The organism is Pseudomonas sp. AC239, assembly GCF_979258545.1.
Genome location: NZ_OZ409864.1, coordinates 4,726,488 through 4,747,057, shown reverse-complemented (window position 1 = coordinate 4,747,057; position 20,570 = coordinate 4,726,488). Strand labels below are relative to the sequence as shown.

The following is a 20,570-nucleotide window of genomic DNA, read 5'->3' as shown; positions in this document are numbered from 1 at the left end:
GCGTTCAACGGTTGTGCACCATCGCCTGCATCTGCCACAGCGTGCGGAACCGTCCCTGGCTCTCGCGCAGGTCTTCGGGTGTGCCGTCCTGCACAATCTCGCCGTCCTCCAGCACCAGCACCCGATCGAAGTTGGCGATGGTCGAGAGCCGGTGGGCCACGGCAAGCACCGTGCGGCCGCGCATGAGATTACTCAGCGCACGCTGGATGATCGCTTCGGAATCGGAATCCAGTGCCGACGTCGCCTCGTCGAGAATCAGGATCGGTGCGTCTTTCAAAAACGCTCGCGCCAAGCCCAGACGCTGGCGTTGCCCGCCCGACAACGTCACTCCCCGTTCACCCACCAGGGTGTGATAACCCTGCGGCAACGCCTGGATGAATTCATCGCAAAACGCCTGGCGCGCCGCATCGATGATCTGCTGCTCGGTAGCGTGCGGTTGGCCATAGCCGATGTTTTCCAGAATGCTGCGATTGAACAGCGCCGGTTCCTGCGGCACCACGGCGATCTGCCGGCGCAGGCTGTCCTGGCTGACCGAGCGGATGTCGCGGTCGTCGATCAGGATCACCCCGCTGCGCACGTCATCCAGGCGTTGCAGCAAACCGAGCAAGGTCGATTTTCCCGAGCCCGAGGTGCCGGCAATGCCGACGCTTTGCCCGGCCGGAATATCGAGAAAGAAATGCTCGAAGACCTTGCGCCCGTCCGGGTAGGCGTAACTGACGTCGAGCATTTTGATGTGCCCGCGCGTCGGCGCCAGTTCCTCCAGGGCGTCGCTGAGCTCGTGGGGCTGGGCGACGATGCCCAGGGTTTCGCTGATGACGCCCATCTGCTGGCTGGTTTCCACCAGTGCCAGCGCCAGTTCGCGCGAACCGTGCAGGATGCGGAAGGTCAACGCGCTGACCATCACCACATCCCCCGCCGTCACCTGTCCCGCTCGCCAGAGCAGAATCGCCCAGCCGAGCATGCCGCCGGCCATAACGGTCAGGCAGATGTCGTGCAGTACCCGGGCTTTTTCCATGTACATCCAGCTGCTGCGGTGCGAATCGGCCTCGATGCCGATCTCGCGCTCCAGGCGCAAGCGCTCGCGTTCCCGCCCGGAAAAAGCCTTGATCGTCCATACGTTGGAAACCAGATCGACAATCTCGCCACCGACCCGCGCCGACTGCGACGCGAACGCGATGTGCCGGCTGCGACCGCGCACGCCGAATATGGTAATCAGCGCGGCGACGACTATCACGCAACCGACCAACGCCAGCGCCATCGCACTGTGCACCGCCAACAGCAAGGCCACGGCACCGATGAAATCCACGCATGGCGGCACGATACGCCAGGTCAGCCCGCCATACACTTTGTCGGCAGCGGCGCCGATCGCCGAGACGCGATTGGCCAGCGAGCCGGAGAAATGCCGCCGGAAATAACGCATCGGGTGGCCGGTCAGATGATGGAACAGGTCGACGCGCAGATCCGCACAACTGCCGACGATGGTGTGGCAACCGACCCAACCGCCGAGGCGCCACAGCAGGTTTTCCATCACGATCAACGCCATGAACAGGCCGAACGCGTGCCAGACCTGTTCCGCCGCCGACCCGGCGGCCATGGCATCGACCAGCAGTTTCATGCCGTATTGCACCACTACCGCACAGCAAGCCGCGCCGATCACCAGTGCGACCATGGCGACGAAGTGCGCCGGGCGAATTCTTATGTAGCGCCATAGAAACGCGGCGGCTGACGCCGGCAACGGTTCATCACGCATGCGCTGGAAGTTCATCTCCCCCGCCCCTCAATGGTCCTGCCATTGATCCTGGGCAAACAGTCGGCAACCCGTTCTGGCACCTGCGCCAGCTCGACGTGCAGCGGGTGAAACGCCGCGCGCTCACCCTCGCCATCGGGATAGCCAAACACACCTGTGGGGCAATATCGGCCGTTATCCCAACCCGGATAATCGAGAAACGGGTACCAGCAAATCCCCTGCACCGGCACACCGCGTTCGAGCGCCAGCAGTGTCTGCTCGACGATATATGCCAGCCACGGCAGGCGTTCTTCATCTTCGGCACCGGTTTCAGCGATCAGCACTGGCCGCTGATAACGCTGGTGCAGTTCCTTGAGCATGCCCGACAAGGGACGGAAGTCGCGCTCGCCGCGAAGGATCCGCCGGCCGTGGAAATACCACTGGTTATGCGCATAGAAATTGGCGCCGACGATATCCAGGTAATGCTCCTGCCCACCCAGACCCGGCCATTCGCGGCCGGTGAGCAGATCCCACGCCTGAAATTGCGACAGCCGATAGGCCTCAGCGGCTTCGATATCGTCACTGCGCCGGGAACCGGCGATCACATGGATCAACGGATCGCACTGGACAAACCGCGCATTAGGCGCCTGTTCGCGTATCGCTTCGATCGCAGCAATGCTCGCCCGCACCAGTTGATGTTTGAGTTCCTGCGCGCGCCCGCGTGCGTTCGGATTGAAATACGCCACCTCGCCTCCCGCCCAACTCCAGAAGGAAATCTCGTTGATCGGCGAGTAGAACGGAACGCTCACGCCCTCGTCGGCCATCAGCTTCGCTGCAGCAGCGGCGAAGCGGGCGAAACGCTCGACAAATGCCGGGCGCCAGATGTCCAGATCATCCGGGTAGCCGTAATGGCACAGATCCCAGACCACCTGCACTTGCTGCGCTTGTGCCGCTTTGAGCATCGGCAGAAAACTGCTCCAGTCATAGCGCCCGGGGCTGCGCTCGATCAGGTGCCAGCGCAAGCCGTCGCGGGCGCAGCGTATGTTCAATCCGCTGAGTCGCAGGTAGTCCTTGTCGACCCAGCGCGCATGCCCGGTGTCGGCCAGCAGATCCAGGCGCCGACCGTCCTGGCGGCGCTGGCTGGAACATTCGAAACCCGCCATGACGAAGCTGCTGAAGATCGAAGACGCATCCGCGCCGGGCTCGTCGCCTTTCGGCTGCGCGGTCATGAAGCATCGATCTCGGTTGCAGCCGTGGTCAGCACCTGCGCTGCCTGGATATCTCGATACAAGGCCAGCGCCTGCCCCACCACCTGATCCATGTTGTAGTACTTGTAGGTACCCAGTCGGCCGAGAAACGTCACGTTCGGCGTCTGCTCGGCGAGCGCTCGATAGCGTTTGTACAGCTCGGCATTTTCTGCGCGCGGCACCGGGTAATACGGGTCGCCATCGTCACACGGATATTCGTAAGTGATGCTGGTGCACGGGTGCGTTTGCCCGGTCAGGTGTTTGTATTCAGTGATGCGCGTATACGGCACATCCGGGTGCGGATAATTCACCACCGCCACTGGCTGATAGTGTTCCTGCTCGAGGGTCTGGTGTTCGAAGCGCAAGGACCGATACGGCAATCGGCCCAACTGGAAATCGAAGTATTCGTCGATCGGGCCGCAGTAGATCAAATGCGCGTACTTCACCTCGTCGCGCACCGCCTTGAAATCGGTACTGAGCAACAGATCGATGTTCGGGTGATCGAGCATGCGTTCGAACATTTGTGTGTAGCCGCCCGTGGGCATGATCTGGAAAGTGTCACCGAAATAGCGGTCGTCTTCGCTGGTCCGCGTCGGGATACGCGAAGTCACCGATTTATCCAGGGCCGACGGATCCAGCCCCCATTGCTTGCGCGTGTAGCCGCGGAAAAATTTCTCGTAGAGCTCGCGACCGATCTGATTGACCACGACGTCTTCGGAAGTGCGAATGGTCGCCACCGGTTCGGCGCGTTCGGCGAGGAACACTTCGGCTTCCGCTGAGGACATCGACAGACCGTACAGCGAATTCAGCGTGGTCAGATTGATCGGGATCGGCACCAGCTTGCCGTCCACATGCGCCAGCACGCGGTGCTCGTAGGGCCGCCATTCCGTGAAGCGTGACAGGTAGTCGACGATCCGTTGCGCGTTGGTGTGGAAAATATGCGGGCCATAACGATGCACCAGCACCCCGGCCTCATCGTAATGGTCGTAGGCATTGCCGGCGATATGCGGGCGCCGGTCAATCAGCAACACTCGGCGTCCCAATCCTTCGGCCAGACGCTCGGCGATGACACTGCCGGCAAACCCGGCACCGATGATCAGGTAATCGTAGAATTGGCCGGACTTTGCGCGCTCAAGGCTTATCGTAGGCATTCGATCTGCTCCTGCATGAAGCGGCTGGTGTTGTCCCACGACATGCCGGCGATCGCGGCATCGGCGCGCTGCAGAAATTCGAGGGTGCCTTTGAGTGGCAAAGCTGTTTCGATCGCCTCGACGAAGGCCTCGGCAGTGTCGGCGATGAACACCGCGCCGCTCTCGCCGTAGCCGCTGATCACATCGTGAATCGGCGTCGACACCACTGGACAACCGCCAGCGAGGTATTCGGGAGTCTTGGTCGGGCTGATGTAACGCGTGGAGGCGTTGAGGGCGAACGGCATCAGTGCCACGTCCCAGCCAGCGAGGTAGTCCGGCAGCTCGGCATATCGCTTGCCGCCTAGATAATGAATGTTCGGCCGTTGCGGCAGCGTCTGCGGATCGATCTTCACCACCGGACCGATCAGCACGATCTGCCAGTCGGGACGCATCGCCGCCACGCGGTCAATCAATTCGATATCGAAGCGTTCATCGATCACGCCGAAAAAGCCCAGGCGTGGCCGCGCTATGGATGCTTGATCGGGCGGTTCCGGCAGTACCTGCCGCGCCGCCGCGAAATGCGCGATGTCGACGCTGCTCGGTACCGGATAGGCATTACCGTGCTGGCGCTGCTTGACCTCCCACAGACTGAAGCCGCCGGTAAACACCACATCAGCTCGGGCGAGCAGTTGCTGCTCCATGTCGATCAAGCGCGCCGGTGCGCCCATGAACGCCGACAGTTCATCCATGCAGTCATAGACGGTAACCCGAGCGTCGAGGTGCTCGGTAAACAGCAGGCTCATCGGCGTGAAATACCAAAGGAGCAGATCGCCCTGAACGCGCCCGGCGAGGTGTTCATCGAGCAATTGTCTCTGCGCCTGCTCGATCGCCTCGCCACTCATGCCGATCGGCAATTGCGGCACCGCCACTTCTATTCCCGCCGCCGGATTCGAAAGCTCGAGTCCGGGCATAGCGTCTTCGACAAATACCGGCTCTTCGAAAAACACCACGTCGTAGTGTTTGGCCAATCGCGACATGACGTGCTGCGGCCGTTGATAGACAAATCCCCAGCGCAGATGCGACAGGCACACCAACGTTGGGCGCACCTGCAGCGATGCCTCAACTGCGCTTTGCGCGCTCGCCCGTGCGAGCGCCTCGGTTTGTTCTGCAAGGTTCATGGCCAGATCCTCATCAAGGAATAAAAGAAGACTCAGTGACGAGCCTCCGGGCCGTCACACTTGTCGACACTGCAAGTGCAGGGCATTTCTCGATGAGGCCGTAAGGCTCTTGAAGGTTGGAATCGCGGTGTTCACGCGACGTTCAGCCCAACCTTGAACGCAGCCGATGAACTGCACATACCGGCTGGCAAACAAGGTTGAACTCGCCGCACAATCCATCCCCTACCGTCCAGGACAACATGGTTTTTGCCGCCGCACAGGCGCCTCGAAACCATGCACAAAGCCATCGGCCGATGGCGTCACTGGTGAGGGCGGGCGCATGATCTTGATTACGGGTGGTACGGGATACATTGGTGCGCATGTCGCATTGCAATGGCTGGGCAACGGCGAGGATGTGGTGATCCTCGATAATTTGTGCAACAGCCAGCGCGCGGCAATCGAGCGCATCAGTACGCTGGCCGGCAAACGACCGGAGTTCATCCAGGGCGATGTGCGCAATCGACGACTGCTCGACAATCTTCTGCACGATTACCCAATTGATGCCGTGGTGCATTGCGCCGGTTTGAAAGCCGTCGGCGAAAGCGTGCGTGAACCCCTGCGCTACTTCGACACCAATGTCGGCGGCAGCCTGACGCTGTGCCAGGCGATGGCGCAGGCCGGTGTATTCCATCTGGTATTCAGCTCTTCGGCGACCGTTTACGGCGACTGCGCTACCCTGCCGATCAACGAAGACTGTGCCACCGGCCAACCGACCAATCCGTACGGCATGTCGAAGCTGATGACTGAGAACATCATGAAGAGTGTCGCCAGTTCCGACCCGCGCTGGTCGATCGGTTTGCTGCGCTATTTCAACCCGATCGGTGCGCACCCTTCCGGCCTGCTCGGTGAGGCACCCACCAGCACGCCGAACAATCTGTTGCCCTACCTGTTGCAAGTCGCCAGTGGCCAGCAGGCGCAGCTGTCAGTGTTCGGCAACGATTACCCGACCCCGGACGGCACCGGCATTCGCGATTATCTGCACGTCGTCGACCTTGCGCTGGGGCATGTCTGCGCGCTCGACGCCTTGCGCGATCGCCATGGTGTGAGCATCTGGAACCTCGGCACCGGGCGCGGCTATTCGGTGCTGGAGGTGATCAGCGCCTTCGAACAGGTCACCGGCATCAAGATCCCGTTGAGTATTGAAGCGCGGCGCCCCGGCGACATTGCGCGCTGCTGGGCGGATCCGCAAAAAGCTATCGAAGAACTGGGCTGGCAGGCGAGCCGCTCACTGCAGCGCATGCTCGCCGATGCCTGGCGCTGGCAGTGCAATCAGCTCGGGCAGGTTGACGTTCGCCAGGCCAATTGAACGTTGCGCACGGTCACTCATTATCGTGGCCGTGCGCGTCGGCACAGGACAATCGCCCGGACTCACCGCCGGCGATTCGTTCTGCCTGATCGATGCCACGCTTGAGCGCGTCTTCGACTTCCCATTCGATGCCGGGCAATTTCCTGATGCGTTCGTAAGCGCATTCGCCGGTTGCGGTATACACGCTGATGAACATTTCCACGTCGCCATCATTGGCCTCCCGTGCCCGCACTTCGATATGGCAGCCGTTTTCCACTTCTTCGGTATGGCACTTCTCAGCCTTTTCCGTCGCCTTCCATTTGTTGTAGATCTCACCGCGTATGAACATGTCGTACTCCTGGACTCAACTCGCTCATTTCAAATGAATTGTCCTCTCACGCAAAAACACCGCGTTTACCGAGAGGCATGTTCAGCATAGCCCGCCCGCTCCCGCTTGCCGTTTCGCTAGTTCAACCGTTCGTCAGCTTGGGTAACATTCTGTAAAACCAACGCCGGAATGCTTATTCAAAAAGTTCGAGGCCCAGGCGAGCGCAGATACAACTCGTTATTCAGCCGTAGGTGATAAGCCGGTACAGAAACAGTGTTTTCTGTCCATGACGAACTGTTGCCTGAACAAACAGGGATCGATAAAGAAACAGGGGGATGTATGAAGCGAATACTCAGCTATTGCCTGGTCTATCTCGCTACCAGCGTTCTGCTCGCCGGTTGCAACCTGGTGGTGTTCAACCCCAAGGGCGATGTCGCCCGAGATGAACGCGACCTGATCATCCTCGCCACGGGCCTGATGCTGTTGGTGGTGATCCCGGTCATCGTCATGACCTTCCTGTTCGCCTATCGCTACCGCGCGACCAACAAGAAGGCCCGTTATTCGCCGCGCTGGGCCAGTTCGCACAAGATCGAAGCGGTTGTCTGGGGCGTGCCGTTCCTGATTATTTGCGTACTCGGTTGGGTGACCTGGGAAACCACCCATTCACTCGATCCCTACCGCCCGCTGGATTCCGACGTGCCGCACCTCAATGTGCAAGTAGTGGCAACGGACTGGAAATGGCTGTTCATTTACCCCGATCTGGGCATTGCCTCGGTCAATGAACTGGCGATACCGGTGAATACGCCGGTAAGTTTCACCGTCACTTCTGACGCTGCCATGACTTCATTCTTTATTCCTGCACTCGGTGGGCAGATATATGCCATGGCCGGCATGCAGACCAAGTTGCACTTGATCGCCAATGAAATCGGTCAGTACCGCGGGATTGCCGCGAACTATAACGGCCACGGTTTCTCCGACATGCACTTCAGCACCCTGGCACTCAGCGGCGCGGATTACGAAGCGTGGGTCAACAAAGTCAAAGCGGCGCCCGGGCAACTTGATCAGGCCAGTTACGCCGAGTTGGCCAAGCCCTCTGTCGCGCACAAGATTACTTATTACTCGGCTGTGCAGGAGCGACTGTTTCTCGACATCGTCGACAAGTATGAGGGTATGAACAAAGCACCGCGCAAGAAGCAAACCCAAGTGCAACGCAACAGCGACGATGTGCGCGTCAATCAACAACCGAGTCTGCTGGCCGAGGAGCGTTAATCATGTTCGGGAAACTTTCATGGGACGCGGTTCCATTGCACGAGCCGATTGTCATGTACACCCTGGCTATCGTCGGCCTGATGGGTTTTGCCCTGGTCGGTACCGTCACCTGGAAGCGCAAATGGGGCTACCTGTGGCGCGAGTGGTTCACTTCGGTCGACCACAAGAAAATCGGCTGCATGTACATCATCGTCGCGCTGGTGATGCTGCTGCGCGGTTTCTCCGACGCGATCATGATGCGCACCCAGCAGGCCATGGCATCCAGTGGTGGGCCGGGTTATCTGCCGCCGGAACACTACGACCAGATCTTCACCGCCCACGGCGTGATCATGATTTTCTTCATGGCCATGCCGTTCGTGGTCGGCCTGATGAACATCGTCGTACCGCTGCAGATCGGCGCCCGCGATGTCGCCTATCCATTCCTCAACGCGCTGAGCTTCTGGCTGTTCGTGGTTGGCGCGGCACTGGTGAATATTTCCCTGGGCGTCGGTGAATTTGCCCGCACCGGCTGGGTCGCCTACCCGCCCCTGTCCGAACTTGGCTACAGCCCCGGCGTCGGGGTGGATTACTACATCTGGTCATTACAGATATCCGGGATAGGGACGCTGTTAACCGGGGTCAACTTCTTCGTGACCATCCTGAAGATGCGCACCGAAGGCATGACCCTGTTCAAGATGCCGGTGTTCACCTGGAATGCACTGTGCACCTCGATCCTGATTCTCGCTGCGTTCCCGATTCTGACCGCGACCCTGCTCATGCTGACCCTCGATCGTTATCTGGGCATGCACTTCTTCACCAACGAGGCCGGCGGCAATCCGATGATGTACGTCAACCTCATCTGGGCCTGGGGGCATCCGGAGGTGTACATCCTCATCCTGCCGGCGTTCGGGATTTTCTCGGAGATCGCCGCGACCTTCAGCAGCAAGCGCCTGTTCGGCTATGTCTCGCTGGTGTGGGCGACGATTGCGATCACGATCCTGTCGTTCATCGTCTGGCTGCACCACTTCTTCACCATGGGCGCGGGGGCCAACGTCAACGCGTTCTTCGGCATCATGACGATGATCATTGCAGTGCCGACCGGGGTGAAAATCTTCACTTGGCTGTTCACCATGTATCGCGGCCGCGTGCGCTTCGAAACGCCGATGCTGTGGACGCTGGGCTTTATCGTCACGTTCAGTATCGGTGGCATGACCGGCGTGCTGCTGGCGGTGCCCGGTGCCGACTTCCTGTTGCACAACAGCCTGTTTCTGATCGCGCACTTCCATAATGTGATCATCGGTGGCGCAGTGTTCGGCTACATGGCCGGGCTGACCTACTGGTTCCCGAAAGCCTTCGGTTTCCGCCTCAACGACCGCCTCGGGCGCATTGCGTTCTGGTGCTGGCTGGTGGGTTTCTACTTCGCGTTCATGCCGTCTTACGTGCTCGGTTTCATGGGCATGACCCGGCGCCTCAACCATTTCGACAACCCGGCCTGGCAACCGTGGCTGCTGCTGGAACTGTTTGGCGTCGGCATTATTCTCTGCGGTGTGTCCGCGCAGGCGCTGCAGCTCTACGTGAGCATCCGCAACCGCGCGAAACTGCGCGACCTCACCGGCGACCCGTGGGACGGCCGTACGCTGGAATGGGCCACGGCCTCGCCGCCACCGTTCTACAACTTCGCCGAGCAACCGAAAGTCAACGATCTCGACGCCTATTGGGGCATGAAGGAGCGCGGCGTCAGCACCCTCAGTCACACCGACTACCGCGCCATCCATATGCCGCGCAACACCTCCGCCGGCCTGGTGATCAGCGTCTTCGCGCTGATCTGCAGCTTCGCCCTGGTGTGGCATATCTGGTGGCTGGCGATCTTCGGCCTGGTCGCTTCGGTGGTGGCGATGATCGTGCGCAGCTATGACGAAGACATCGACTATTTCGTCCCGGCGCAGGAAGTGGCGCGGATTGAAAAAGCGCGTCTCAAAGACTTGGCGGAGGCTTGAACATGTCCAATATCGTTCTGGATAAAGACATCGCGCACAGCCATGAACATGGCCATGAAGACGCGGGCTCGATGCGCATTTTCGGTTTCTGGATCTACCTGATGACCGACTGCATCCTGTTTGCGACGCTGTTCGCAGGCTATGCGGTCCTGCGTGACAGCGTGGCTGGCGGCCCCTCGACAGTCGACATTTTCGAACTGCCCTACGTCCTTGCCGAAACCGCTTTGCTGCTGTTGAGCAGCATCACCTACGGCTACGCCATGCTGGCGATGAACCGCAATGACAAAGCCCACGTGCTGCGTTGGCTCGGCGTCACCTTCGTGCTGGGTTGCGGCTTCATCGCCATGGAGATCAATGAATTCCATCATCTGATCGCAGAAGGCTACGGGCCGGATCGCAGCGGTTTCCTCACCGCGTTCTTCACCCTCGTCGGCACCCATGGCGCGCACGTGCTCAGCGGGTTGGTGTGGATGGCGGTGTTGATGCTGCAAGTGCGCAGCCGGGGCCTGACCAATACCAACACCACGCGCTTGAGTTGCCTGAGTCTGTTCTGGCATTTCCTCGATGTGGTGTGGATCTGCGTATTTACCGTGGTTTATCTGCTGGGGGTGGTGTGACATGTATAACCAGAGCCCGATTCATAGCAGTGCCGGCACCAGCCATGGCACCAGTCGTTCATACATGGTCGGTTTCATCATTTCGGTGATTCTGACGGTGATTCCCTTTGGTTTGGTCATGTACCCGACGTTGCCACGCAGCGTCACCGCTTGGGTGGTGGTCGCACTTGGCGTAGTGCAGGTCTTCGCCCACCTGAAATATTTCCTGCATCTGGACACCGCCAAGGAGCAACGCTGGAACCTCAGAGCGCTGATCTTCTCGGTGGTGATCATTCTTCTGCTGGTTGGGCTTTCGCTATGGATCATGGACAGCATTCACCACAACATGCTGGCGCACTGAAGCAATGGCGGCTGTCGCTGAATGTCGGGCTGGAACTGACCAAGCCCGGCATCATCGTCGGCAACCTGGCTTCGGTGTTCGGCGGCTATCTGCTTGCCGCCGGTGGCCGCCCGGTGTCCCCGGCGCATTTATTGGCCGCCCTGCTCGGTACCGCGCTGGTCATCGCTTGCGGTTGCGTGATCAACAACTGCGTCGACCGCGACATCGATCGGCGCATGGTGCGCACCTGTCATCGGGCCTTGGCGGTTCGCGCTGTGTCGTTGCCCAGTGCGTTTTGCTACGCGGCGGTGCTGGGTGTGATCGGCTTCGGCTTGTTGTGGGTCGGCACGACAGCCTTGGCCTGCGCCATGGCGGCAGTCGGTCTGATGGTTTATGCGGGCGTTTATACCTGCCTGATGAAACGCCGTTCGCATTGGGGCACGCTGGTCGGCAGCCTGTCCGGGGCCATGCCGCCGGTGGTCGGTTATTGCGCGGTCACCGGCAGCTTCGATGCCACGGCGCTGATGCTGATCGTGGTGTTTTGCTGCTGGCAGATGCCACACTCCCACGCGATCACCGTCATGCGCCACGAAGACTTTCGCGCCGCCGGGTTACCGACCTTGACGCTCAGCCAGGCCCGACGCGAGATCAACCTCTACATGGTCGCCTTCCTGATCAGCGCGGCGATATTGGGCTGGGTGGCGGCTATCAATGTTTCCTATCCGCTGGTGGTGCTCGGGCTGGGCGGCTACTGGTTTTATCTAACGTTGCGACCAGTGCGAAATGTCAATGCGAAAGTCTGGGCGCGGCGCATCTTCAGCGTATCGATCCTGCTGATCCTGGCGCTGAATCTTTCCCTGGCGTTGAACGCCGTACTGCCCTCGCCCTCTGCGCTCTACCGCTCATCGGGCGTGGAGGAAAATCATCAAACGCAGGTGCGGGGCGGGTTATCAGACTCGGTAACGACCGCGTTTACAGACTATCTGGAGGAAACCCATGGCTAACGATCCTTCAACATCCGCTTGCGCCTGCCCGGGCTGCACCTGCAAGTGCAGCGGCGAGCAAACTTTCGAGCGTGACGGCAAGCAGTTTTGCAGTCAGGCCTGCGCGGATCTGCACCCAAAGGGCCAACCCTGCCCCTCTTCGGCTTGCCATTGCGAGCAGAACCTTGGGGCCGATGAGCGCAATGTGAGTGACTCGAAACTGGATCAAGCGGTTGAAGAAACCTTCCCCGCCAGCGATCCGATTTCACCTTGATCCGCCCCGGTTGCTCGCCTTCGAGGCACTTTTTTACATCAGCAGGAGACAACGAAATGGACGAGGAAACCATCCGCAAAATCGCCTACAGGCTTTGGGAAGAACAAGGTCGGCCGCACGGTAATGATTTCGAGCACTGGTTGCAGGCGCGCGCCGAATTGGATGCGTTCGATTCCGATGGCTTGCCGGGTTCGGTCGCCAGCAGCGTAGCGCCGCCGGCACCACGGACAAAGGCCAAGGCAGCCAGCGCTGCTCCTGCAACCAGGACGCGCAAGAAAACCACGTCTGCTGCCAAATGATCGACCTTCAAAGCCGCGTGCTGGCGGGAGGAACGGGCTCGTGAAGCGCGGCATCAATCTGGTGCTGGCGGCGTTCGCGCTGACGGCGTTGTCCTACGGTCTGGCGCGCTTCGCCTATGGACCGCTGCTGCCGCAGATTCGTCAGGATCTGGCCTTGAGTGTGTCCGCTGCCGGATGGATCGGCGGCAGTGCGTTTGCGGCGTATTGCGTGGGCATCGTCGCGACGTTTGTGTGCAGTGGCAAAGTCAGCCCACGCGGGTTGACGGTCATGGCCGGCGCGGCGGCGGCGCTCGGGATGGGGTTGATTGTGCTCGCGGCGTCCGGATTGGCGTTGGGCTGCGGCGTGGCGCTGGCGGGATTGAGCACCGGTCTGACCTCGCCGCCATTGGCCAGCGCAGTGGCGGCGCGTCTTGATGATGCGGACCGTCCGCGGGCCAATGGTTTCATCAATGCCGGGACGGCGGCCGGGATCGTTTTTTCCGGCCTGGCAGCGATAGTGGCTGCAGGACAATGGCGCCAGCTCTATGCGCTGTTCGGCTTGATCGGCGTCGGTGTAACGGTGTGGCTCTGGTTCGCAATACCGCGCCGGGTGGCCCATGACGTCGCGCAGAATTTTTCTCTACCAATGTTGCGTCGGCCGGGCGTACTGCCGCTGTGCGTCAGTGCCTTTCTGATGGGGTTGGCGAGCACGGCGATCTGGACATTCGGTGCCGACATTCTGCGCAGCGAGGCTGGATTTTCCGATCAGTCGATTGCCTGGGCCTGGATCGTGTTGGGCGCCGCGGGCATCAGTGGTTGCGCAACCGGTGTGCTTACAGACCGCTTTGGTGTCGCACGCATGCAACATCTGGCGCTCGCAGGGATCGCGGCCGGCACGCTGGGACTTGTCGCCACTGGCGCTTCTGCCATTTACGGCCTCGCCGCGATGAGCCTGTTTGGCGCGGCCTACATCGTTTCTTCAGGCGTTTATCTGTTGCAAGGCATCCGCTTGTTCCCGGATCGCCCGGACTTGGGATTGGGCATCCCGTTTCTGGTGCTGGCACTCGGTCAGACCGCCGGCACACCGATTTTCGGAGCAGTGCTGGAGGCGACAGGTGTGACCGTTGCCCTGTGTGTTTTTGCGGCGGCCGCCTGCGTCGCCATGCTGCTGAGCCCCCGAGGTGGTGATAATCCGCGCAGGCTAATGTGCGGATCAGGAATGGCCTGAGGCTTGGAGCGCCAATGATTTTTATCGTCAGGAGTAGAAACCATGGCCGTAAACATCAGCAATCTCACCCTCTCCACTCCGGTTCCCGTCTCGGCGACCAATCCGGTGGCACTGGAGCTCAACGGAGCCCAGGCGATCGCGCAATTCCCCAGTATCGTCACGATCCTGCCGGACGGATCACTGCAACTGTCCGCCCCCACCAAAGGCGCCTCGAGCAAGAGCACTCACCGCACCCGCTGCGAATGGAAGGAAGCGACCTACTGGTCGCTGGCCAGCGCCGCTGACCACCTCAACTATCAGGAGATGACCGTGACCAAGGTCAACTCAGCGCAGAAAGTGGTGATCTCGCAAATGCATGTGAAAAACGACGACAGCCCGGCCATCAAGGTGTTCTGGCAAAAAGGCAACATCACCATGGGCTTCCGCCAGAGCTTCAATCAGACCACTCCGATCAACACCACGGTGCTCAAAGGCGTGCCGCTGGGTGCGAAGTTCAAGGTGACCATTCGAGCGAACTCTGCCGGCGTGGCTCGAGTCACCGTCGACTACAACGGCAACATCGGCACATCGGGTGACTTGCAGCTGGATGCCTCGTGGAATTCGCAGGTGTTCAACTTCCATGGCGGGGTCTACAACCAGATCGACTACACCGACGCCACGCCGCCTGAGGATGGTTCGATCTGCATCATTAGTGATTTGTTGATTTCGCATACCTAGGGGCTGAAATGAACAAGGGCCTGCGTAGTTTTCGCATGCATGGCCCTTTTTCGGAGCTCAGCCCGATGATTGGTTTCCAGCCTCCCTTGGAACCTCAAAACAGCCTGCGTCCTAACGTCGCAGCCTTCGGCTATTGGCAAATCCTGCGCAAGCCTTAGAATCCCGCGCGCTCTTGCAGAGGTCCGGTCTGGTCATAGACAAGCCTATCCTAGACTGGCCATGCCTCATTGACGTACGGCCGATGCCACCACCCTGCCCGACCGGCAGACACTTGCACAACACCTGTTCCAGCCTGGCAACCGCACGCGCAGAGGCGCACGTTGCGCTGTTCGATTTCTTGAGGTTTTTATGTCTCCGCGTTTGCTGGCCATGGCGCTGGCGCCCCTGCTCGGGCTGTTCATTATTGCTCTGGGCAATGGTTTTCTTTCCTCCCTGACCACCCTTCGTCTGGACGCCGCCGGTGCCTCGGCGACGATGATCGGGGTTGTTTCATCGGCGTATTTCATGGGGCTGACGCTGGGCGCGGTGTTCAATGACCGGCTGATTTTGCGCATCGGCCACATTCGTGCCTACGGCAGCTTCGCCTCGCTGATCGCCGTGACGATCCTGTTGCAGGGTCTGTTCTATGACACTTGGGGCTGGCTGGTCCTGCGCCTGATCAACGGCTGGGCCACGGTCGGTGTGTTTCTGGTAATCGAGAGCTGGCTGCTCTTGGCGGGTGACGAAAAGATTCGCGGGCGCTTGCTCGCGCTGTACATGATCGTCCTTTATGGCGCTGGTGTTTTGGGCCAGGCCACGCTGGGGACCATCACCGGCATGAGCGACAGCGCGCCGTTCATGGTCGCCGGCATGCTCGCTGCGTTGTCGGTGCTGCCGATCGTGATCCTGCCGCGAGTGTCGCCGCTGCTCGATCAGGTCGAGCCGCTCAAGCCCCGGCAGCTGCTGGGCGTGACGCCGACCGGGCTGGTCGGCTGTTTCGGCTCGGGGGTGACCATCGCCGCAATCTACACCTTGTTGCCGCTGTATCTGCAACGCAGCGGGCTGGACGTCGGTGAAGTCGGCAGCATGATGGCCTGGACGATCCTCGGCGCGATGCTGCTGCAATATCCGGTCGGACGCTGGTCCGACCGCACCGATCGCTTGCAGGTACTGACCCTGCTGACGGTGGCGTGCACAGTTTTGTCACTGGTGATTGTGCTTGTGCCGCTGTCCTCGACAATGCTCGCCGCGATGCTGTTTCTGCTCGGTGGCGGCGTATTCGCGCTGTATCCGGTTGCCGTCAGCCACGCAGCCGACCGCGCGCCCGCCGAAGCGCTGGTGCCGATGATCCAGGGCTTGCTGCTGATCAATTCACTGGGCTCGGCCATCAGCCCGATGATGATTTCGCCGGTGATGAACTCGTTCGGCGCCAACGGCCTGTTCTGGGTATTCGCAGTGGTCAACCTGAGCATGGTCAGCTTTTTCTTCTGGCGCCGCGGCAAACGCCCGGTGCCGGCGAATCCCGCACCGTTCACCGCCGCCGCGACCTTTTCGCCGACGGGTGCGGAGTTGCGGGTTACCGAGGACTTGCGCGTGGCCGCTGAGGAACATCCGGCCATGGTCGATGCGATCAGCGGGGAGTTGGTGGCGCAGGCTGAGACCAGTACCGCGGGCAACTGAAGAGTCAGACGTCGGAAGGACGCCTGACTCCGTGTGGATCAGCAACTGCCCGGCGGGATGCCGTCCTTGTTGAAGTCCTTCAAGCGCTCGCGCTCTTCTTCAGTGGAATGCGCCGGGGTTGATTGATCCGGTTCTTCTTCTGGTAGTTCGGTTTTTTCGTCAGTCATGGCACTGCCCTCGTTGTCGTTGTTATTTCGGCATCGGCGAGGGCTGGCAGTTCCGGACTCGGACCATTGCCTCGCCATGACGATTGCCAGTTATAGGTCGACTCGGTATTCACGCCCCAGGTCGTCAGCGTGCTGTTGGTATAGGAGAGGAACGGTTGCAGGAACGTCTGGTTGACCTTGTCCCTGTCAGCCGGCGGGCTTCCATCCAGCTCCCAGAGGTGATTCGCCAAGATGCCATGGGTCCAGCCATTTTGAGATCAGGATCGCCAGGCCGGCACCGAGTATCCAGCCAACTTCAGTCGGTTGTCTGGATGAAAAGAACAAGCTTTGAGTGATATCACCAACGCCGCGAGACCGTGCCGATCGATGGCCGGCAGAATCGTGTGGGATATGAGCAGCCCGTTCTTGCAGACGATGTATGGCTCACGTCAAAAGCGCCAGGTCGCGCCTGCGCCGATTATGTGCAGCGCAGCGTTGCGGTAAGTGCCTGAGAGCGTGTCCCCTGAACGCGACTTGGTTTGATCGACCTCCTCCAGCCGCACGGCACTGGGCTCGGAAGCTGTGGGTTCTTGCCGATCGGCAGCATCGAGTGCCGCCAGGTAACGGCTGATACTCGATTCAATCTCTTCCATGCGCCGCTTCAGTTTGGCGCTGGTGAAATTGCGGTCGCGGTTGTTGACTGCTTTGAATTTACTGCCATCGATGGCGACCAGATGTTCTCCAAACAGTCCCAACTGCTGACACAGCACAACGAACTGGCGACAGACGCCTCGGATGGCCTTGCTGTTGTCTTTTCGGAAGTTGGCGATGGTCTTAAAGTCCGGCATCACACGCCCGGTCAACCACATCAGCTCGACGTTGCGTTGAGCTTCTCGCTCCAGGCGTCGGCTCGACTGAATGCGGTTGAGATAGCCGTAGATGTAGATCTTCAACAGGATCGCGGGGTGGTAAGCCGGCCGGCCAGTATCGGCTGGAATGGCACCTTCAAAACCCAGATTGACCAGGTCGAGTTCGTCGACAAAAACGTCGACTACGCGCACCGGATTGGTATCGCTGACGTAGTCGTCGAGGCTCTCGGGAAGTAAGGTGCCTTGGCCTCGATGTTCACCTTGGATAAAGCGCTTCATGGGCGATCCCTGCGATGAAATCCTCAGAAATCATAGCAAGGGTTCGCGAAGGTGTTTTTACACACTCTGGGCCGAAAGCGGCCGTTCACGATCGACTACCTTCGGCCAAAAGTAGCCCTGATCGCGGGCTATAACTCTCTGATGCTCAGAATAAGCGGGGGATGACAGCGGGGTGGAAAAATAGGCTGTAAGTCGACGCTGCCTCATAACACCACCTTCGCCACGGTAGAGAAGCCATCGGGCTTTCTACTTCAGGCGAACGAAAGACCATTCAACGCTACAGGTGAGAATTGGCGGTATGTGCTTCTCCCTTAATAATACTGGCCTACGGCGAGCAAGCTCTCGAGACACGTCTAATCATAACCCCTATCCTCCGAGCTTGACCGGTTGAGGAAGGAGCTCTCGGCTGAAGAGGGATTGCGACGGCGAAAAGTCGGTATCCCAGGCGAACGCAGTGGCGCTCGAACAATCTCGGTCGGTACCCAGGTGACGGTTAGCGGCGAAAGAGCCACCGCAATGGCGAACGCATTCAGTCCCCCTGTGCCGATAACATCAGAGCAGATAGCCCTTTTTTCGCCATTGAAGGTACATGCGGCAAGATTATCAAAGAGCATCCGAGTGCGAGCTTTATCTGACTGTTGTAAAGGCGGCTTGGACTGAGCCTGCAAGAGAGATTGGAAATCTGCTCCATCACTCGTTGCCCGCATCCTGGGTTCTGATGTTGGCCAGTCGGATGGTGCTGGCGGTACTGCAGAAATACCGGTCATCGGCATGCCTCATATCACGCTTGGTGTCATGAATCTCGCCAGTGTTCCTGGCGTGACAGTTCCGTTCTTTGCTTCATCAGATCCCGCTGAACCAGTTGTAGCCCTGGTCTTCCCAATACCCGCCCGGGTTGTCGTTGCTGACGAAAATCTCGACAACATGCTTGGGGTTTTTGAATCCCAGTTTGGTGGGGACCCGAACCCTCAGCGGATAGCCGTACTCGGGCGGCAGCGCCACGTCAGCGTAATTCAGTGCCAACAGCGTCTGCGGGTGCAAGGCAGTCGGCATGTCCAGACTGGAGTAGTAACGATCGGCACATTTGAAACCGACAAATTTCGCTGTGGTGTCGGCGCCGATGTGTTCCAGGAAGGTTTTCAGCGGTACACCTCCCCATTGACCGATCGCGCTCCAGCCCTCAACACAGATCAGCCGAGTGATATCGCTGCGTTGCGGCAGCTTGCGCAAGCTTTCGAGTGTCCACGGCGCCTTGTCCCTGATCCGGCCGGAGACGGCGAGCGAGTAACTGGTCAGGTCTACTTCAGGGATATCGTCCTGACCATAGAAAGCGTTGAACGGAAACGGCTTGGTGATCTGCGCGCGGGCGAAGGTCGGCGCCAGTTTCCGTCCACTGAACAGCCACGCCTGGACCCGGTCGTTCCAACGCGACATGGCCCAAAGCACTTTGTCGACCTGATCGCCGTCCTGCAGGTTGCAACCGGTCAGCATCGACATCGCGCCAACCGTCAGGCCGGCCCGAAGAAAATGCCGGCGCTGAATGTTTTCCAGTTCAAGCTGTTGCGCAGGTTCAATCCTGACGCGCTGACGCGTTGTTATTTTAAATTCAGTCATGACCCATTTTTCTCGTTATCAGGCGTCCGCACTCCACCCGTGATCATTGGCACCAGGGTTTTTGGTACCAGAATCACCAAGACCAGGTGAATCACCACAAACGCTGCAATCATCGCCATGGCCGCAAAATGTACGTAACGAGCAACGTCATAGCCGCCCAGTAACGCGACCAGCTCTTGAAGTTGAACCGGTTTCCAGATCGCTACACCCGAGATCACGATCAGTACACCTGCCGCCAGCACGATCCAGTACATCAGGCGCTGTACTGCGTTATAGACACCCTTTTCATGCACCAGCCGAAAGCGCAAGGCATCGGTCAGATCATGCTTCAATGCGGCAATGCCGATGGGCAGCAGCTCACGTTTGAAATGACGACTGGCCAACCCGTACAGCACATAGATTGCGCCGTTGATCAGCAGCAGCCACATGAACGCAAAATGCCAGGCAAGTGCCCCGCCCAGCCAACCGCCCACGGTCAATGACACCGGAAACCTGAAACTGAACAGTGGCGAGGCGTTGTAGATAGCCCAACCGCTCATGAACATGCAGACCATGCAGGCCGCATTGAGCCAATGGGTGAGGCGAACCGGCCAGGGATGCAGTTTCTTCTGTCTCACGTGGTTCCCCTTGCAAGCCTTCCGTGTAGCGGAGCGTTGCCAGAAGGCAACGCTCAAGCTTTCTCAGATGATTACATCGGTGGCTGGAAGCCATCCTTGCCGACTGCAATGCCGCGTGCGGTGCCATCTGCAGCGGGGAACACGACAATTTTCGTTCCTTTGACCAGCTCATCGGCTTTGCCTGGCTCGACGTAGGCGATAGGCACGTCATCCGGCACGACGATTTGTTTCTCACCGCCCTGGTAGTTGACGGTCAACGTGCGGCCGTCGGTTTTGGACAGTTTGCCAACGGTGCCGTTGGTCATGGTGCCAGTGCTGCCGTCCGCGTTCTGCCAGCCGTAATGACCTTCGCCGCTGCCCTTGAGCCTGGCGTCGAATACCGTGACCTCAAGCGCCTTCAAGGTTCCGTTGGCCTGCGGGATGGCCGCCGAGCCGATGAAACTGTCGGATTTGATCGAGTCGATATTGGCCTTCGATACCCGGCTGATACCGGTCTTGTCAGTCAGTCCGATCATCTGCTGGGCGCCAGAGCGGACAGTGAAGGTCAGCGTGTTGTTGCTGACGCTTTCCACCGTACCGCGCAGTGGTTTGATGACCGGCATGTCGGCGGCGGTGGCAATGACGGCAGCGCTGAGCATCACCAAACCGAACGTGGTAGACAGGGCGTTTTTGAGTTGCATGGCGACGATTCCTCATGGGTTGATGTGTCGCCATCCTCGACCGCAGACCGGGACGTCACGATGACCGCCGAATGACATTTTTGTCATTCGTCAGCCCTGCCGGTGAATGACA

20 protein-coding genes and 2 pseudogenes are annotated in these 20,570 nt (G+C 59.7%); 11 read left to right on the top strand and 11 right to left on the bottom strand.

The genetic code is table 11. From position 1 onward, the window contains the following. Positions 1 to 4: 4 nt before the first annotated feature. From ACZ0AZ_RS21735 to ACZ0AZ_RS21720, 4 genes are read right to left on the bottom strand one after another with little or no spacing between them, the layout of a single operon-like run. On the bottom strand, positions 5 to 1,765 hold the full coding sequence (locus ACZ0AZ_RS21735) for an ABC transporter ATP-binding protein (protein WP_463538108.1): 1,761 nt from the start codon (positions 1,763 to 1,765) through the stop codon (positions 5 to 7). Then, positions 1,762 to 2,955: a glycoside hydrolase family 1 protein gene (locus ACZ0AZ_RS21730; RefSeq protein ID WP_129998619.1), complete on the bottom strand. Its 1,194-nt coding sequence runs from the start codon at positions 2,953 to 2,955 to the stop codon at positions 1,762 to 1,764. Before ACZ0AZ_RS21730 ends, ACZ0AZ_RS21735 begins: the two co-directional genes overlap by 4 nt. Further along, positions 2,952 to 4,124 carry a UDP-galactopyranose mutase gene (gene glf / locus ACZ0AZ_RS21725; RefSeq protein ID WP_463538106.1) on the bottom strand — a complete coding sequence of 391 codons (1,173 nt, stop codon included), beginning with the start codon at positions 4,122 to 4,124 and terminating at the stop codon, positions 2,952 to 2,954. The genes ACZ0AZ_RS21730 and glf overlap by 4 nt, the downstream gene beginning before the upstream one ends. Then, a complete protein-coding gene (locus ACZ0AZ_RS21720; RefSeq protein ID WP_463538105.1) occupies positions 4,112 to 5,281 on the bottom strand; it encodes a glycosyltransferase family 1 protein in 1,170 nt (389 codons plus the stop codon). Before ACZ0AZ_RS21720 ends, glf begins: the two co-directional genes overlap by 13 nt. A 319-nt stretch (positions 5,282 to 5,600) precedes the next feature. On the opposite strand from ACZ0AZ_RS21720, the gene galE reads away from it, so the two are divergent. Further along, positions 5,601 to 6,626 (top strand): UDP-glucose 4-epimerase GalE, encoded by a 1,026-nt coding sequence (gene galE / locus ACZ0AZ_RS21715; RefSeq protein ID WP_129998616.1) that lies wholly within the window; start codon positions 5,601 to 5,603, stop codon positions 6,624 to 6,626. Between the two features lie 13 nt (positions 6,627 to 6,639). Here the strand turns inward: galE and ACZ0AZ_RS21710 are convergent, their stop codons facing one another. After that, the gene (locus ACZ0AZ_RS21710) at positions 6,640 to 6,954 is read right to left on the bottom strand and encodes a hypothetical protein (protein WP_129998615.1); all 315 of its coding nucleotides are present in this window, start codon (positions 6,952 to 6,954) and stop codon (positions 6,640 to 6,642) included. A 318-nt stretch (positions 6,955 to 7,272) separates the two neighbouring features. Between ACZ0AZ_RS21710 and cyoA the strand changes: the two genes are divergently transcribed. From cyoA to ACZ0AZ_RS21660, 10 genes are all read left to right on the top strand, one after another. Then, entirely contained in the window at positions 7,273 to 8,202 is a 930-nt protein-coding gene (cyoA, locus tag ACZ0AZ_RS21705; RefSeq protein WP_463538104.1) for a ubiquinol oxidase subunit II, read from the top strand. Between the two features lie 2 nt (positions 8,203 to 8,204). Continuing rightward, positions 8,205 to 10,178, top strand: a complete 1,974-nt coding sequence (gene cyoB, locus ACZ0AZ_RS21700) for a cytochrome o ubiquinol oxidase subunit I (RefSeq protein ID WP_039760284.1) — start codon at positions 8,205 to 8,207, stop codon at positions 10,176 to 10,178. Between the two features lie 2 nt (positions 10,179 to 10,180). Next, positions 10,181 to 10,795 (top strand): cytochrome o ubiquinol oxidase subunit III, encoded by a 615-nt coding sequence (locus ACZ0AZ_RS21695; protein ID WP_039760281.1) that lies wholly within the window; start codon positions 10,181 to 10,183, stop codon positions 10,793 to 10,795. A gap of 1 nt (position 10,796) precedes the next feature. Then, on the top strand, positions 10,797 to 11,135 hold the full coding sequence (gene cyoD, locus ACZ0AZ_RS21690) for a cytochrome o ubiquinol oxidase subunit IV (RefSeq protein ID WP_016774550.1): 339 nt from the start codon (positions 10,797 to 10,799) through the stop codon (positions 11,133 to 11,135). Next, on the top strand, positions 11,093 to 12,118 hold the full coding sequence (gene cyoE / locus ACZ0AZ_RS21685) for a heme o synthase (RefSeq protein WP_463538103.1): 1,026 nt from the start codon (positions 11,093 to 11,095) through the stop codon (positions 12,116 to 12,118). Before cyoD ends, cyoE begins: the two co-directional genes overlap by 43 nt. Continuing rightward, positions 12,111 to 12,371, top strand: a complete 261-nt coding sequence (locus ACZ0AZ_RS21680) for a metallothionein (RefSeq protein WP_080769387.1) — start codon at positions 12,111 to 12,113, stop codon at positions 12,369 to 12,371. The genes cyoE and ACZ0AZ_RS21680 overlap by 8 nt, the downstream gene beginning before the upstream one ends. A gap of 56 nt (positions 12,372 to 12,427) precedes the next feature. Beyond that, entirely contained in the window at positions 12,428 to 12,670 is a 243-nt protein-coding gene (locus tag ACZ0AZ_RS21675) for a DUF2934 domain-containing protein (RefSeq protein WP_463538102.1), read from the top strand. Positions 12,671 to 12,710: 40 nt separating this feature from the next. Then, a complete protein-coding gene (locus tag ACZ0AZ_RS21670) occupies positions 12,711 to 13,877 on the top strand; it encodes an MFS transporter (RefSeq protein ID WP_463538101.1) in 1,167 nt (388 codons plus the stop codon). A 42-nt stretch (positions 13,878 to 13,919) separates the two neighbouring features. After that, positions 13,920 to 14,594: a polysaccharide lyase family 7 protein gene (locus ACZ0AZ_RS21665; protein WP_129998610.1), complete on the top strand. Its 675-nt coding sequence runs from the start codon at positions 13,920 to 13,922 to the stop codon at positions 14,592 to 14,594. Positions 14,595 to 14,876: 282 nt separating this feature from the next. Then, entirely contained in the window at positions 14,877 to 16,253 is a 1,377-nt protein-coding gene (locus ACZ0AZ_RS21660; protein ID WP_463538799.1) for an MFS transporter, read from the top strand. A gap of 38 nt (positions 16,254 to 16,291) precedes the next feature. Here the strand turns inward: ACZ0AZ_RS21660 and ACZ0AZ_RS21655 are convergent, their stop codons facing one another. From ACZ0AZ_RS21655 to ACZ0AZ_RS21630, 6 genes and pseudogenes are all read right to left on the bottom strand, one after another. After that, positions 16,292 to 16,420 carry a hypothetical protein gene (locus ACZ0AZ_RS21655; protein WP_268747866.1) on the bottom strand — a complete coding sequence of 43 codons (129 nt, stop codon included), beginning with the start codon at positions 16,418 to 16,420 and terminating at the stop codon, positions 16,292 to 16,294. An 80-nt stretch (positions 16,421 to 16,500) separates the two neighbouring features. Continuing rightward, positions 16,501 to 16,842 (bottom strand): annotated as a pseudogene (locus ACZ0AZ_RS21650) (transporter); the annotation flags it as partial. 105 nt (positions 16,843 to 16,947) lie between these two features. Then, positions 16,948 to 17,547 (bottom strand): annotated as a pseudogene (locus ACZ0AZ_RS21645) (transposase); the annotation flags it as partial. An 843-nt stretch (positions 17,548 to 18,390) separates the two neighbouring features. Further along, a complete protein-coding gene (locus tag ACZ0AZ_RS21640; protein WP_463538100.1) occupies positions 18,391 to 19,161 on the bottom strand; it encodes a molybdopterin-dependent oxidoreductase in 771 nt (256 codons plus the stop codon). Then, positions 19,158 to 19,778 (bottom strand): cytochrome b/b6 domain-containing protein, encoded by a 621-nt coding sequence (locus tag ACZ0AZ_RS21635; protein ID WP_039760270.1) that lies wholly within the window; start codon positions 19,776 to 19,778, stop codon positions 19,158 to 19,160. The genes ACZ0AZ_RS21640 and ACZ0AZ_RS21635 overlap by 4 nt, the downstream gene beginning before the upstream one ends. 71 nt (positions 19,779 to 19,849) lie before the next feature. Continuing rightward, positions 19,850 to 20,458 carry a hypothetical protein gene (locus ACZ0AZ_RS21630; protein WP_463538099.1) on the bottom strand — a complete coding sequence of 203 codons (609 nt, stop codon included), beginning with the start codon at positions 20,456 to 20,458 and terminating at the stop codon, positions 19,850 to 19,852. Between the last annotated feature and the right edge of the window lie 112 nt (positions 20,459 to 20,570).

Bases quoted from the DNA above. Each gene is read 5' to 3' on its own strand.
- ACZ0AZ_RS21735 (WP_463538108.1), bottom strand. From the start codon at position 1,765: ATGAACTTCCAGCGCATGCGTGATGAACCGTTGCCGGCGTCAGCCGCC.
- ACZ0AZ_RS21730 (WP_129998619.1), bottom strand. From the start codon at position 2,955: ATGACCGCGCAGCCGAAAGGCGACGAGCCCGGCGCGGATGCGTCTTCG.
- glf (WP_463538106.1), bottom strand. From the start codon at position 4,124: ATGCCTACGATAAGCCTTGAGCGCGCAAAGTCCGGCCAATTCTACGAT.
- ACZ0AZ_RS21720 (WP_463538105.1), bottom strand. From the start codon at position 5,281: ATGAACCTTGCAGAACAAACCGAGGCGCTCGCACGGGCGAGCGCGCAA.
- galE (WP_129998616.1), top strand. From the start codon at position 5,601: ATGATCTTGATTACGGGTGGTACGGGATACATTGGTGCGCATGTCGCA.
- ACZ0AZ_RS21710 (WP_129998615.1), bottom strand. From the start codon at position 6,954: ATGTTCATACGCGGTGAGATCTACAACAAATGGAAGGCGACGGAAAAG.
- cyoA (WP_463538104.1), top strand. From the start codon at position 7,273: ATGAAGCGAATACTCAGCTATTGCCTGGTCTATCTCGCTACCAGCGTT.
- cyoB (WP_039760284.1), top strand. From the start codon at position 8,205: ATGTTCGGGAAACTTTCATGGGACGCGGTTCCATTGCACGAGCCGATT.
- ACZ0AZ_RS21695 (WP_039760281.1), top strand. From the start codon at position 10,181: ATGTCCAATATCGTTCTGGATAAAGACATCGCGCACAGCCATGAACAT.
- cyoD (WP_016774550.1), top strand. From the start codon at position 10,797: ATGTATAACCAGAGCCCGATTCATAGCAGTGCCGGCACCAGCCATGGC.
- cyoE (WP_463538103.1), top strand. From the start codon at position 11,093: ATGGATCATGGACAGCATTCACCACAACATGCTGGCGCACTGAAGCAA.
- ACZ0AZ_RS21680 (WP_080769387.1), top strand. From the start codon at position 12,111: ATGGCTAACGATCCTTCAACATCCGCTTGCGCCTGCCCGGGCTGCACC.
- ACZ0AZ_RS21675 (WP_463538102.1), top strand. From the start codon at position 12,428: ATGGACGAGGAAACCATCCGCAAAATCGCCTACAGGCTTTGGGAAGAA.
- ACZ0AZ_RS21665 (WP_129998610.1), top strand. From the start codon at position 13,920: ATGGCCGTAAACATCAGCAATCTCACCCTCTCCACTCCGGTTCCCGTC.
- ACZ0AZ_RS21655 (WP_268747866.1), bottom strand. From the start codon at position 16,420: ATGACTGACGAAAAAACCGAACTACCAGAAGAAGAACCGGATCAATCA.
- ACZ0AZ_RS21640 (WP_463538100.1), bottom strand. From the start codon at position 19,161: ATGACTGAATTTAAAATAACAACGCGTCAGCGCGTCAGGATTGAACCT.
- ACZ0AZ_RS21630 (WP_463538099.1), bottom strand. From the start codon at position 20,458: ATGCAACTCAAAAACGCCCTGTCTACCACGTTCGGTTTGGTGATGCTC.